The organism is Bradyrhizobium sp. USDA 241 (genome assembly GCF_049739505.1).
GTDB lineage: Bacteria > Pseudomonadota > Alphaproteobacteria > Rhizobiales > Xanthobacteraceae > Bradyrhizobium > Bradyrhizobium liaoningense.
In genome coordinates this window covers 1,297,065-1,310,484 of the sequence record NZ_JBMGPZ010000002.1, presented here as the reverse complement: position 1 = coordinate 1,310,484, position 13,420 = coordinate 1,297,065, and the positions used below count along the sequence as shown (strand labels likewise).

At 59.7% G+C, this 13,420-nt stretch carries 10 protein-coding genes; 6 read left to right on the top strand and 4 right to left on the bottom strand.

From position 1 onward, the window contains the following. Nucleotide 1: 1 nt before the first annotated feature. The 6 genes from ABIF91_RS07230 (at nt 2) to ABIF91_RS07205 (ending at nt 4,082) form a co-directional block, all read left to right on the top strand. A complete protein-coding gene (locus ABIF91_RS07230) occupies nt 2–220 on the top strand; it encodes a hypothetical protein (RefSeq protein ID WP_424578855.1) in 219 nt (72 codons plus the stop codon). A 128-nt stretch (nt 221–348) separates the two neighbouring features. Continuing rightward, nucleotides 349–1,890 (top strand): IS21-like element ISFK1 family transposase, encoded by a 1,542-nt coding sequence (gene istA, locus ABIF91_RS07225; protein WP_060907903.1) that lies wholly within the window; start codon nt 349–351, stop codon nt 1,888–1,890. An 18-nt stretch (nt 1,891–1,908) separates the two neighbouring features. Continuing rightward, a complete protein-coding gene (istB, locus tag ABIF91_RS07220; protein WP_011090937.1) occupies nt 1,909–2,670 on the top strand; it encodes an IS21-like element ISFK1 family helper ATPase IstB in 762 nt (253 codons plus the stop codon). Nucleotides 2,671–2,742: 72 nt separating this feature from the next. Further along, nucleotides 2,743–3,099 carry an HNH endonuclease gene (locus ABIF91_RS07215; RefSeq protein WP_424578854.1) on the top strand — a complete coding sequence of 119 codons (357 nt, stop codon included), beginning with the start codon at nt 2,743–2,745 and terminating at the stop codon, nt 3,097–3,099. A gap of 87 nt (nt 3,100–3,186) precedes the next feature. After that, complete coding sequence (locus ABIF91_RS07210; protein WP_424578853.1) at nt 3,187–3,816, top strand: hypothetical protein; 630 nt, start codon at nt 3,187–3,189, stop codon at nt 3,814–3,816. Next, nucleotides 3,816–4,082: a DUF7220 family protein gene (locus ABIF91_RS07205; protein ID WP_424578852.1), complete on the top strand. Its 267-nt coding sequence runs from the start codon at nt 3,816–3,818 to the stop codon at nt 4,080–4,082. The genes ABIF91_RS07210 and ABIF91_RS07205 overlap by 1 nt, the downstream gene beginning before the upstream one ends. A 19-nt stretch (nt 4,083–4,101) precedes the next feature. Here ABIF91_RS07205 and ABIF91_RS07200 read toward each other — a convergent pair whose 3' ends face one another. The 4 genes from ABIF91_RS07200 to ABIF91_RS07185 are packed head-to-tail and all read right to left on the bottom strand — an operon-like array spanning nt 4,102 to nt 13,283. After that, nucleotides 4,102–7,050 carry a type III restriction-modification system endonuclease gene (locus ABIF91_RS07200; protein WP_424578851.1) on the bottom strand — a complete coding sequence of 983 codons (2,949 nt, stop codon included), beginning with the start codon at nt 7,048–7,050 and terminating at the stop codon, nt 4,102–4,104. Next, a complete protein-coding gene (locus ABIF91_RS07195) occupies nt 7,047–8,312 on the bottom strand; it encodes an HNH endonuclease family protein (RefSeq protein WP_424578850.1) in 1,266 nt (421 codons plus the stop codon). The genes ABIF91_RS07200 and ABIF91_RS07195 overlap by 4 nt, the downstream gene beginning before the upstream one ends. Before the next feature lie 17 nt (nt 8,313–8,329). Further along, nucleotides 8,330–10,423 (bottom strand): site-specific DNA-methyltransferase, encoded by a 2,094-nt coding sequence (locus ABIF91_RS07190; RefSeq protein WP_424578849.1) that lies wholly within the window; start codon nt 10,421–10,423, stop codon nt 8,330–8,332. A 10-nt stretch (nt 10,424–10,433) separates the two neighbouring features. Further along, nucleotides 10,434–13,283 (bottom strand): SNF2-related protein, encoded by a 2,850-nt coding sequence (locus ABIF91_RS07185; protein WP_424578848.1) that lies wholly within the window; start codon nt 13,281–13,283, stop codon nt 10,434–10,436. Nucleotides 13,284–13,420: the final 137 nt, after the last annotated feature.

The following is a 13,420-nucleotide window of genomic DNA, read 5'->3' as shown; positions in this document are numbered from 1 at the left end:
AATGCAAATATTCGAACTGCGAGAGCGCGTTCTCGATCTCCTGGAGTACGACCCAGTCGATGGGTCGTTCACCTGGATCCGTCCGACGCATCCCCGCATCAAGCCGGGCCAACTCGCCGGCAGCGTGGGCGAGAACAACAACCGGTACGTCCGCATCAAGATCGATGGCGTGACCTGCGCGTTTCGCGGGATCGTGAGCGCGGATTTCAGGGGATCGTGAGCAGAGATTTCAGACGATCGTGAGCAACGATTTCGCGGGATCGTGAGCAAGGCTTTCGGAGCCTTGCAGCGCTTCGGCCGACAACTCAACCGGCTTAGGGATGACCTCGTGGTTAACGAGGAAGTCCAATGCCTACCCAGAGATTGTCGATGCGCCGGATCAAGGAAGTCCTTCGGTTAAAACATTTTCAAGGCCTGCCAGAGCGGGCCATCGCGCGGAGCGTGGGCGTCAGCAACGGCGTTGTGCACAGCTACCTGAGCCGCGCCCGCTCTGCTGGGTTGAGCTGGCCGCTTCCGGAGGGAATGACCGATGAAGACCTGGAGCTTTTGCTTTTCCCGGCCCCACGACCAGCGTCTCAGAGCCCGCAGCGGCCGGTGCCCGACTGGAGCTACATCGATAAAGAGCTCCGCCGGCGCAACGTAACCCGTCGCCTGCTCTGGGAGGAGTATCGCGCCGTTAATCCCGACGGTTTCGGGTACACGTGGTTCTGCACTACCTACGAGGCCTGGAAGGGGCGGGTCCGACCTTCGATGCGGCAGATTCATCTGGGCGGCGAGAAGGTGTTCGTGGATTTCGCCGGCGACACCATCGACATCGTCGATCCCCTGACCGGGGAAGTGCAGCCGATGAAGCTGTTCGTCGCGGCGATGGGCGCTTCGAACTACACCTACGCCGAGGCCTGCCCCAGCGAGAGCTTGGCCGACTGGATCCGGGCCCACGTCAACTTGTTCACGTTTTTGAGCGGAACGCCGACGTTCGTGGTCTGCGACAACCTCAAAGCCGCCGTCAGCAACCCCGACCGCTACGATCCCGGCCTCAATCGCACTTATGCCGAGATGGCGAGCCATTACGGCACGGCCATTCTCGCCGCACGGCCGCGGCGCCCAAAAGACAAGGCGAAGGTCGAGGTCGCGGTGCAAATCGCCCAGCGCTGGATTCTGGCCCGGCTGCGCAATCAGCGCTTCTTTTCCCGGGCCGAGCTCAACGCCGCCATCAAGACACTCGTCGACGAACTCAATGCTCGTCAAATGCGTGGCTTCGGCTCAAGCCGCGCCGAACTGTTTGCCGAACTCGACAAACCCAAGCTAACCCCGCTGCCAGATCAGCCTTATGCCTTCGCACGCTGGAAGCGCTGCCGCCTCGCTCCCGATTATCATGTCGAGGTCGACGGCCATTGGTACTCCGCGCCGTATCGTCTGATTGGCGAGCTGGTCGATGCCCGTATCGACGATCGGACGGTCGAGATCTTCCACAAGGGCCAGCGGATCGCCAGCCATGCCCGCGCGCCCAACCGACGCGGACACACCACCATCGCCGACCACATGCCCAGCGCCCATCGCCGCTACGGCAAATGGACCCCCGCCGCGGTGATCGCCGCCGGCGAGCGGATCGGTCCTTCGACAGCAGCGTTTTTCCAGGCCGTGATCGACGCCCGCCCCCATCCAGAACAAGGCTTTCGAACCTGCCTTGGCATTCTGGCGCTCGTCAAAAGCTACGGCGCCGAACGCCTCGACGCAGCCTGCCGGAGGGGCATCCTCATCAAGGCGCGCTCCGTCGCCTCGATTAGATCGATCCTCCAGAACGGCCTCGATCGCACGTTCTTCGACGAATCTTTCGAGCACCAGCCCCTGCGCCACGGCAACATCCGCGGACGCGACTACTTCCACTGAAGCAAGGAGAGACCCGGCATGCTTAACCACCCAACCCACGAACGGCTGATCGAGCTTGGCCTGACCGGAATGGCCAAGGCCTTCGAGGAGCAGCGCCGATCGCCCGATCTCGAAGCCCTGCCGTTCGAAGATCGCATCGGCCTGTTGGTCGACCGCGAAGCCGCCGAACGCGACACCAGGCGGCTCACCACGCGCCTCAAGATCGCCGCACTGCGCCAGACTGCTTGCGTCGAGGACGTCGATCTGCGCACCCCGCGGGGCATCGACCGCGCCGTTTTCGCCAAACTCGTCGAAGGTCGCTGGATCGATCGCCACGAGAATTTGCTCGTCACCGGGGCAACCGGCCTGGGCAAAAGTTGGTTAGCCTGCGCGCTCGGCCACAAGGCCTGCCGCGACAACCGATCAGTCCTCTATCATCGCGTTCCAAGGCTGTTCGAGGCGCTCGCGCTCGCGCGCGGAGACGGACGTTACGCTCGGCTCCTCAAAAGCCTCGGCCGCGCTCAGCTTCTGATTTTGGATGATTGGGGACTATCGGTGCTCACCGCCGCGGAACGCCGCGATCTGCTCGAAATCCTCGAGGACCGCCATGGCCGCGCATCCACCATCGTCACAAGTCAGCTCCCCGTGGACACCTGGCATGGAGCCATTGGGGACCCCACGGTCGCCGACGCCATTCTCGATCGCCTCGTCCACAACGCCCACCGCCTCCAGCTCACCGGAGAAAGCATGCGAAAACGCAGCGCCAAAACCATCACCCTTGACGGCCAACCAGAACACTGACTCTATCTCCCATCGGCCGTAGCGGGCTGCTCACGATCGTCTGAATTCAGTGCTCACGATCGCGCGAAATCGATGCTCACGATCCGTGAAATCCGCAGCGTGACCTACTACGGGCACCGGCTGGCATTCCTGATCATGGAAGGCTGGATGCCGGATGAGGTCGATCACGAAGACCTCAACCGCAGCAACAATGCGTGGGCGAACATTCGCCCAGCAACTCGTGCTGAGCAGAACCGCAATCGTCCAGTCCAGAGCCGCAACAAGCTCGGGATCAAGGGCGTGTCGTTCGAGTACGGGCGCTATCGCGCCAAGATCCGGGTCGACGGCCGGTCGATGAATCTCGGTTCGTTCACGACAGAGCAAGCAGCCATTGAGGCCTACGCAACCGCCTCTCGCCGCCACCACGGCGAGTTCGGTCGCGCGTCTTGACGATTGCATGAATGCAAACAAAGGAAAGCGAAAGTGACAGTAGTTGGTCTTTCGGGGTTCGCTCAGTCGGGTAAGACGACGGCGGCCTTGTACCTGGAGAAGAAATACGGCATCCGCCGTAAGCAGATCGCCGAGCCGCTGCGGGCCATGCTCGCGGTGCTGCTCAAGGCGAATGGCATGTCGAGCGATATGATCACGCGCTACCTGGAGGGCGACCTCAAGGAGTCCGTGATCCCGGAGCTTGGCGTGACCTCCCGTTATGCGCAGATCACCCTGGGCACCGAGTGGGGCCGTGAGCTGATCGGCGATGACGTCTGGGCCAACACCTGGGAGCGCGGCATCGAGGACGGCGATTCCGTGATGAACGACTCCGTCCGCTTCCCGAACGAGGCTCACGCGATCCGTCGCCGCGGTGGCGTGGTCATCATGATCAAGCGTCCGGGCACCAAGCCGGCCAAGTTCAAGTGGGGCAAGCTTGGCGAAGTCCTCTACGACAAGCTCGGCCTGCTCTGGGGCGTCCACGACAGCGAGCGCATCGACCGGATCAAGCCGGACTTCGTCATCCACAACGACTCCAGTGTGGAGCAGCTCTACGCGGATCTGGATGAGGCCATGGCGCTGCACTTCAAGAAGGTGCAGCGGACCTCGTTCGCTGGCTCAAAGGCTGCCGCCGGCGCCGCTGTGGGCCTCGCGCTCGCGAGCGCATCGGGGCTGTAATGGAGCAGTCCCGCGTAATGTCGCTGGTTGAGGTGGTGACGTCGAGCCTGATCGGGTTCGTCGTCTCTATCTGGGCCAATTACGCCGTGCTGCCGCTGTTCGGGTTCAAGGTGAAGCTCGCTGAGAGCTTCGCCATCACCCTAATCTTCATGGTGATCTCGATCATCCGCAGCTATCTGGTCCGCAGGTTCTTCGCGGTCTACCTCAAGCGCTTCGCTGCCTGGTGCCAGGAGATCTGCGACGACTTTTCGAGCAGAGGCACCTGACGTGAAGCAGCTCCGTTGATCAAAATGCCACCTCCGCCAGCGACGTCACGACGCTATAGTCGACGCCGATGCTCTCAAAATGCTTACGCCCGCAGGCGATCTTCTGGTTTTCCTTCGTCCGCAGCTCTTCTGAGTCCACAGTGCTTTTGGTTTCTCGCACGAAATAGAGCTTCTCTTCGCGCTCGGTGACAAAAGCCCAATCGGGATTGTAGGAGCCGATGGGCGTGTCAATCTTGAACCAGGACGGCAGCTTGACGAAGAGCTTGACGTTCTCGTTACTGTCCAGATCGCGAGCGAACTGCTTTTCGACTTCTGATTCGTACTCAATCGCATCGAACAGCGACTTCTCGCGGTTCTGCACCTTGTAGAGGTTGCTCAGATAGCGGACGATCCCTTCCTCCGCGTCCTGCTCGATGCGGCTCTGCTCCCAGTGCGCGCCCGCTACCTTCTCGTACTTGATGCCCTCCAGCATCAGGTCATGGAGCGCGCGCGAGATTTCCTTGGCGACGGCCGCCATGAAGGCCTGCGGGTTGATCTTGAACTCGGCGAGCCTCCCGGAGCGTTTGAGGATTTCGGCAAGCGTATGCCGGGTCAGCTCGGTTTCCTTCTGCAAGAAGGCGAGGATGTCCGGCAGCACCTTGACCGGCTCCGCGTCGCGCACGTGGGTGGCGATCTGCCTGTCCGCCGACACGCCTGCGTCGGTGATATCCACCTCTACAACGGTCGTGGCAACGCGCGGCGCCTTGATCGGCTCGATCTGCTTGATGCGCGCAAGCGCGCGGTCGATCAGGTCTGCCGTATCGAAGGTGACACGATAGCGGGTGCGGTGCTTGATCTTCTCCCACAGTTTCTGGAAGTCCTCGCTCAAGTGGACTTCCTTGCGGAATTTCAGCTCGCGCCGGTCGCGGGCATTGACGATGCGGTTCTTGAAGACCTTGCGGTTGACCTCGTCGGTGATCGCGGCCCGCAGGTCTTCGTAGCCTTCCGGCACCTTCAGCTCGAAATGCGGGTTCTTAGGATCGAACTTATCGAGGATGTCTCCCGCCGCGTTGAGATAGCCGTTGGCAACAAGGTCGGCCCAAACCTTGGCCGACTCGTCCTGCCCGATCTCGGCCTCCGTCCCGTCTTCCGCGCGCCGCACAAGCTTCGCAAAGGCGATCTTCTCGACCTTGCCGAAGCGGATGCCGAAATCCTCCTCGAACTCGGTCTGAAGGGTGCGGGCGAAGTCTTCATAGGACTCGTTGGCAATGACGGTCAGCCGGTTCACGGTTTCATCGTGCACGCGCTCGCCCGCCTCGTTGACGGGCAGGCGCAGCCCGCGCCCTATCTCCTGCCGCTTCTTATCGGCGGACTGGGTTTCATTGAGGGTGCAAATCTGGAAGACGTTAGGATTATCCCACCCCTCGCGGAGGGCCGAGTGCGAAAAGATGAAGCGCAGCGCAACGTTGGGATCGAGGAGCCGCTCCTTGTCGCGCATGATGAGGTTATAGGTGTCTTCGTCGTCGGTGGTATTGCCGCGCGTGTCCTTCGCGTGGCCCTGCTTGTCCTGCGAGAAGTAGCCGTTATGCACCTCGTCAACGTCGAACGGGATCAGACCCTTATAGATCGGCTTGACCGTCAGCTCCCGGTAAGCCTCCTCGAACCATTGCCCGATCTTGCCAAGACTGGTCGTGCCGTCCTCATTGTAAATGCGGTAATTGGCGACGCGGTCGATGAAGAAGAGCGAGAGCACCTTGATGCCCTTGCCCTTGAGCGCGCGCTCCTTCTTGAGGTGCTGCTCGACGGTTTCATAGACCTGCGCCTTCATGATGTCGTCGGCGAGGCCCCCGGTTTCCTGCCCCAGCTCAAGGAACCGACCCTGATTGAATTCGACGTACTCGGAGCCGGGCGTGCAGTCGATGTTCTGCACCATGTACCCGTTGCGGTACGCTTCGCGCTCCTCCGACTTCACAAACAGGTCGTCCCCCTGCTTCACCCAGAGCTTGGTCGGCTTCGGCCCCAACTTGCCTTCCTTGTGAATCTCAAGGCGGGCGCGGATGCCGTTCGTATTGTCCGTGCTTATCAGCTTCACATAGGCGTCGTTGAAATTCTCGTCCGAGCGGACGGACGCCACCTCGATCCGTTTCACAAGGCGCAGGTCGTAAGCCTTGATGGGATCGAGCTTGTAGACGAGATTGTACGGGTTCCTGTGCGTCGCGCTGTAGCGCAACGTCACCATTGGATTGAGATTGCCGATAGCCCGGCGCGATTTCTCGGTCGTATCTACGCTCTGCGGTTCGTCAATGATGACGATGGGATTGGCGGCCTGAATGAACTCGATAGGCCGCCGCCCGGACATGCGGTCGTTTTCGCGGTTGATGACGTTGAGCTTCTTCAGCTCGTCCTCGGTCATGTCCGCCAAGTCCTTGTCCGCAACATCCTTCTGAAAGGACTGGATGTTGATGACCATGATCTGAATCTGGTTGCTGGTCGCGAACTGCCGCACCTTGCCAAGGCGCTTGCTGTCGTAAACGAAGTGATCGAACGGCGCCTTGTCGTAGAGCGTCTCGAAATGCTCCTTCATCACGTCGATGCTCTTGAGCACGCCCTCGCGGATGGCGACGCTCGGCACGACGATGATGAACTTCTTGAAGCCGTACGTCTTGTTCAGTTCGAATATGGTACGCAGGTAAACGTACGTCTTGCCGGTGCCGGTCTCCATCTCGACGGAGAACTCGCGCCCCTCAAGCGCCGCGACCTTCTCGATCTCATTGACTTCCTGCGTCCGTTGGACGTTCTTCAGTAACTCGTCGTCGGGCAGGTTGAGCCGGTTGCCCATGCCAAGCTCGGTCTGGAACAGCCCGCCGATCTGGATCGACTGGAACGCCATCGCCCCGGTCTGCACGAAGGGCTGGCCGTCGAACACGCCGACGACGGCACTGATCGCATCCTGCTGATACTGAAGGGAGGGGTCGAACTTAAGCTTCATCCGACCACCTCAATCGCGTCCGGAAGCGAATCGTACTTCGCGATATTGCAGGGTGGGCAGGCCACCTGGCCGTTCGATACCGTGGTTTTGCCGCCTTTCGAATGAGGCACCCTGTGATCAGCGTGCCAGTCAGACCAACTTAGCTTCTCACCCTTGCAGTGAGTGCGGATCTGGCAGCAGCCGTCATCCTTGCGATAGATCGCAAGCCGTTGTTCCGGGGTGAAAGCGCGGATGGCATCGATCGTGGGAATATCGGGACAGGCAAGAAAGAAGCGCTTTTCGAGGGTTTCGAGGCGCCCCCTGATCGACTCTTCACCGTCAGTCGAATAGCTGGTTAAGCGCCGGTACTCGACAAGCTGAGAATCTCTGTGCTCTTCATCGAGTTCTTCCTGCTGGCGGCGCTCAGTTTCGAAGCCGATGAACCAGCTCGCAACCGCCGCCTCGGTGCCCGTGTGTACATACGTCTCCATGAGTGTCGAAGCGAGGCAATAGAGCGTAATGACGTTGTACCGCTCCAGCTCGGGAGTTTTGTCAGGAAACGCCCGGAGCAGATAGTCCAGAACACGCCGAACCTTCTTTGCTACCTTTCCGTTCGCATCAAAGGCCGCATTTTCCGAGTACATCCGGTTCAGATCGGCGTCACGAACGCTTGTCGGCCCGCCTGCCATTTCCAGGCAAACCACCTGCGCTGCGACCTGATCGAATGTAAACCGGCTGTTGCTGAACTTGCAGCTTTCGAAGAATTTGTGCTGCGCAAGCGACTTCACGAAGTCGCGCATCTGCCCTTGCATGGCATTGCGCTTCTCCTGAGCCTTAAGGGTCGTACCGTTTTGAAGCCGCAGGAACATGTCGCGGACTTCATCTTCTTCTTCGTTCTGCACGGCATCATCGACAATGACCACGTCCACAGGGTAGGCATCGAAGATCGTACTAACATCGAGGTCGAGTTGATCGTAGGTCTTTCCCGCGCAGGGAAAACCATTGACGGGATCGGCGTCCCTCGCAAGCGCAAATTCGCCAGCCCGAAACTCCCAAATGGTCCGCAGCCGCTGCTGCCCGTCGATAACCTCGTATTTGATACCGTCGGGGCGATTGACGGCGCGCCAGTACATCTTCGGCACGTCGTACTCACGCAGAATGGAATCGATCAGAAGTTGCTTTTGCTTTTTCGACCATGCGGGAGGGCGCTGATAGTCCGGCGTTGGATCAATGCGGTTCTGCCAACTACAAATCGTGGAGATCGGAAGGGGTTTCTTGCTCATTCTCATGGTCATCCCCCTCACACCGTCTTGAAGACGATTTCTGATTCCTCGGCCTTAGCCCGCGCCCGGAAGGTCTGAACCGCATTCGCCTTGAGCTGGTCGTTGCCCTTGAAGCCTTCGTCCAGGCAGATGACCTGCAACGGATTCGCCTCGGCCAACGCATCGATCAGTTCCGGCGTGATCTCCTTTTCAAGACAGATGAGCAGCGTGCCATCCTCGATGGAGAACGTATCCCTGCCAGCAAGTTTGATCGCCTGAACCTTGGTCGTCAGCGGAAAGCCTGCTTTGAGGAGCAATTCGTAGAGAACGTCTTCGGCAGTGCTGGCGTCCGATAGGTGGTCGATGTGCATTTCAATCTGTTCGCCAAGATCGGATTCCGCAGTTGCATCGGCATCCCATACCTTGAAATTCGAACGCGAGAGACCGAACGCCTTGAATCCCATATCGAAAGAAACCTGCCCCTCCAAGGCGAGTTCACCGGAGTTCTCGGAACTGATCTTCTCCGCCGCTCGCCTCATTCTGTCACGGCCAATGTCGGCGATTGTCTTGTAGCCGGACTTGAAAGCTGCTGATTTTGGATCACAGATTTCCGGCAGTTGAACCATTATAAAGCGCCTGCTGCCGCCATCTTCCGCGTTTAGTCGCATCACAGATTCTGCGGTGCTGCACGATCCAGCGAAGAAGTCCAGAACCGTCAGCTCTTTGTCGTTGCCACCGCAATATACAATCAAGCGAGCAAGAATCTCGTGATCCTTCGGATTATCAAAGATCTTCTTTCCCATGAGCGACCTTAGATACTTCACTGCCACTTGGGCCTGCTTGTAAATGACGCTCGGCATCACCTGAAGACCAACGGCAGTTTCCTCCTCATTCTCGCTGTCCGCTTCCTCGTCGATCTCCTCAGGCTCAACGTCGTCAAGTTCCTCCGGAATGGGGACCAGATGGGCTTTTCGAAACGGCGGCTGAGTGTGATCCTCGCGAAAGACCACAAGACCCATCGCGATTTGACGTTGCATCGTTTCTGGCTCGGAGAAGCGCCAACCGGCCTCCGGAACCGCGCATGGCTTCTTGGTTACCGGATGCATTACGTCATACCTCGGGCCGCCGCCGCCCGGCCAAGAAATATCCCGATCCCTCCATGGCCCATTGTTGTCGACCCACTTGTATCTGCTCAATTTCTTGGAAGGATGATTTTTAGGAAGCGACGCATACCATTCCCTGAGATCGGATTGCACGGCCTCATCGTCATCACCATGCTTGGCGCGGAGGGCTTGATATTGCGCGATTATCTCCTTGGCGCCGGGCTTTGGCTCGCGCCACACCGTCTTTAGCTCTCTGAGGTTGGCCAACGATTTTGCGTAAACGAGGAGATACTCGTGCCCTATCGAGAATAACTTTGCGTCGTTCTTTCGCGTCTTTTCCCACACCAATTGGGCAACGAAATTTTCCTCACCGAAGATGTCGTTACAAAGCTCTTTCAGGTGGTGCACTTCTTCATCGGATATGGAGAGAAGCATTACACCATCTTCAGTAAGAAGATTTCGCGCAAGATAGAGGCGCGGATACATCATACTGAGCCAGCGCGAGTGATAGCGACCCGATGCGTCCGTGTTGGTCGCGAACCTTCGGCCTTCGGCGTCGATCTGACCCGTGTACGCGAGATAGGTTTCAAGCGTCTCCGCATACTTGTCAGGGTAGATAAACTCCCCACCCGTGTTGTAGGGAGGATCGATGTAGATGATTTTGATTTTGCCGAAGTACGCCTTCTGAAACAGCTTCAGGATTTCGAGATTGTCGCCTTCGATAAACAGGTTCTGGGTCGCATCGAAATCGACCGACTCCTCGCGCAGCGGCTTGAGGGTCGCCACGCTCGGCTGCTGAATGATCTTCATGCATTCGGCCTTGCCGGGCCAGTTGAGGCCGAAGCGCTCCTTTCCGGGATCGACCCATTCGCCAAGAACGCGCTTGAGCTGATCGAAGTCAATGATGCCTTCCGCGAACACCTGCGGGAACGCCTGCCCGAGGTAGCGTTTTAGTTCGCCGCGCTTCTCCGCCGCCACGTCCATTGACGCGAGGCTCATCTTTTCCGGTTTCGGTTCCGGCTTGTTCATGGGCTCTTCCTCACACAATCTCGAACCTGACGGCGAACAGCTCCTCGTCGGATACGCTCTGCCCGAGGCGCTCTTCCACTTGATCCAGAAGGCCGTCCTTCTGGACCTCAATCTCTTTCGCCGCGGCGTCGTAGGCGCGCCACGCTTCATCCCGTTTGGTTTCCAGCGTCCGCGCCTGCCGCTGTAGCGCGAGCTTGTCCGGCAAATTGCCGGTCTGGCGGATTTCCTTCTTGAGCGCCTTGATCTGCTCGTCCAGTTCCTTCAAATCGGCCTTCAGCCCGGCGCGCTTGTCTTCCGCCCAGTTGTCCAGCTTATCAATTTCCTCGTCGAACCATGCAGATTGCCGCGCGGCCATGCCGTCAAGGATCGTCTTGCGCTCGCTTTCGACGGTTTGCTTGACCGGATCCGGCAAGCTCAATTCTGACGCGCCGTTAGTGCGGGCGGGAAGCTCAAACAGGCGCATGGCGGCCTTCGGGTCCAGCCGTCCGCCGTCCTCGGTCATGGCCACCAGGATGATATGATCCTGATCATCGGCCCCGCGCACGGAAAGCTTGTGCGCGACCAGGGTGCCGGACTTGCCGACAAAGCGCTCGATAGCCACGGCTGTCTGCGGCCAGGCCGTGTAGTCGAATACGATGGACGCGCCATTGAGCTTGCGCGAAGCGGCGGTGGAGAGAAGGTGCTGGGCCAGCGGATGGCGGAGCCGGTAGCGGTGACCGTCGATGCCGTGACGGGACATGAAATAGCTGCCCGGCGTGACATTGATCCCGGCGGGCGCACCCTTGAGGGTAAATGTGAAATAGTCGTCGTCAAACTTCGCCTGCTTGCCAAGCTCGTGCTTCGTGACCGCCCAAAGCATCCGCGCATAGCGGTCGAGATATTCCTTGCTCTGGCTCATGTTGATCTTGAGACGGTCGTGCACCTCGGCGTCGAAGTTTTCAAGCAGCTTGCGGCGGGTGTCCTCCATCGGGATGCTGATGTTCGATTCCATTTCCGTGCGCAAGCGCTCAAACTCGCTTTCGATGTCTTCGGTCGAGCGGCAGTTCTGGTAGATCGACACGATGCGCTTTTCGAACTCGACGCCGGATTCAATCGCGCCGAGCACTTCATCGGATGCGCCGAAGACGCCGGAGAAGAGCTTGAACTTCTCGGCGAGCAGCTCGTACACACGCTGGTCGGCGGCGTTGTTCTTGTTGAGGAAGTTGACCACGACCACGTCGTAGCGCTGGCCGTAGCGGTGGCAGCGCCCGATGCGCTGCTCGATCCGCTGCGGGTTCCAGGGGAGGTCGTAATTGACCACCATGGAGCAGAATTGAAGGTTGATGCCCTCGGCAGCGGCCTCGGTCGCGATCATGATCGCGGCCTTCTCGCGGAAATAATCGACGAGCGCCGCGCGCATGTCGGCGGTGCGCGAGCCGGTTACGCGGTCGGTGCCCTTGTGCCGTTCCACCCAGGCCTCATAGATGGCTTTGGACTGCGGGTCTGAATTCGAGCCGTTGAACAGGACAAGCTTGCCGTCGTAGCCGTTCGCGCAGAGCAGCCGGACGAGATATTCCTGCGTGCGGCGCGACTCGGTGAAGATGATGGCCTTCTCGGCGCTGCCAAGCTCCAGCGCCTTGGCGAAGCCCGCGCGCAGCGCGCTGAGCAGTGCCTGTCCCTTCGCATTTTCCGAGATCGAGACGGCGAGATCGCGGAAACCACGCAGGTCGGCAATCTCCTGCTCGATATTGGCGATGTCGGCGGGCGTGAGAAGCTCTGGCTCGCCGCCCTCCTCTTCCCATTCGTCGGCGACGTCCTCGAACTCCTCGTAGTCCTCGGCGATCTCCTCTTCGAGCTTCTGGCGAAGGTTCTTGTCGTCGCGAAGCTGGCGCTCCAGCTTCCGTGCGAGGGTGTCCAGCGCCCCGGCAATGGCGAAAGTGGATGATGCGAGCAGCTTGCGCATGATGAGCGTCATCAGCGTGCGCTGGCTCGAAGGCAGCGCCTGCAAGGAGGGCCGCCGCAGATAGTCCGACACCATATCGTAGAGCTTCTGCTCCGCCTCGGTCGGCACGAACTCCTGCGTTATGGGAATGCGATTGGTGTACCGGATATATTCGAGCACCTGCCGCCGCAGCGTCCGGTGGCACACAGGTTTCAGCCTGCCCTTCAGCTCGTCAAATAGGTTGTCGCCTGCGAGGCGGGCATACTGCGCGCGGAAGCTCTTGGCATCGCCGAAGGCATAGTCGTCGATCAGACTGACAAGCCCGTATAGCTCCATCAGCGAATTCTGAAGCGGCGTTGCCGTAAGCAGCACCTTGGGGGCGTTCGCAAGCGCGCCCTTGAGCGTCTTGCCGATGCGGTTGTCTGGCCGGTAGACGTTGCGCAGCCGGTGCGCCTCGTCGATGACAACCAGATCCCACGGAATGACCATCAGCTCTTCGGCATGGCGTGCGGCGAACTGGAAGGAGCAGATGACAAGGGCCTTCTGCTCGAAAGGGCGGCGGACGCCATCCTTCTTCATCTTGTTGTAGTTGCGAGCCTCAAGGATGACCGTGGGAAGGAAGAACTTTTCGGCGATCTCCTGCGACCACTGCTTGCGAAGGTTGGCGGGCGCGATGACGAGTATGCGGCGCCGCCCCTCGGTCCATTTCTGCGCAAGAACGAGGCCGGCCTCGATCGTCTTTCCGAGGCCCACCTCATCGGCAAGAATTGCTCCCTTGGAGAGGGGCGATTTGAATGCGAACAGCGCGGCCTCCACCTGGTGCGGGTTGAGGTCAACTTGCGCATCCAGGAGCGCAGCCGCGAGTTTCCCCGCGTCGGCGACGGAATGCCGCCTACCGAGCTCATGAGCATAGAGTTTCGCGTGGTATTCCGTCGTCACCCCTGCCGCCCCTGCCGCTTGGTCTGGCGCTTTGTCCGGCTCTCGATTCCCCCCGGTCGAACCGCCACGAGCCACCCACCTTGAAGGCGGGAATCGCACCCTTGGTGGTCAACTTGTAGGCCATCTTATTGATCTTC

Coding starts and splice junctions, on each gene's coding strand:
- ABIF91_RS07230 (WP_424578855.1), top strand. CDS start 2: ATGCAAATATTCGAACTGCGAGAGCGCGTTCTCGATCTCCTGGAGTAC.
- istA (WP_060907903.1), top strand. CDS start 349: ATGCCTACCCAGAGATTGTCGATGCGCCGGATCAAGGAAGTCCTTCGG.
- istB (WP_011090937.1), top strand. CDS start 1,909: ATGCTTAACCACCCAACCCACGAACGGCTGATCGAGCTTGGCCTGACC.
- ABIF91_RS07215 (WP_424578854.1), top strand. CDS start 2,743: ATGCTCACGATCCGTGAAATCCGCAGCGTGACCTACTACGGGCACCGG.
- ABIF91_RS07205 (WP_424578852.1), top strand. CDS start 3,816: ATGGAGCAGTCCCGCGTAATGTCGCTGGTTGAGGTGGTGACGTCGAGC.
- ABIF91_RS07200 (WP_424578851.1), bottom strand. CDS start 7,050: ATGAAGCTTAAGTTCGACCCCTCCCTTCAGTATCAGCAGGATGCGATC.
- ABIF91_RS07195 (WP_424578850.1), bottom strand. CDS start 8,312: ATGAGCAAGAAACCCCTTCCGATCTCCACGATTTGTAGTTGGCAGAAC.
- ABIF91_RS07190 (WP_424578849.1), bottom strand. CDS start 10,423: ATGAACAAGCCGGAACCGAAACCGGAAAAGATGAGCCTCGCGTCAATG.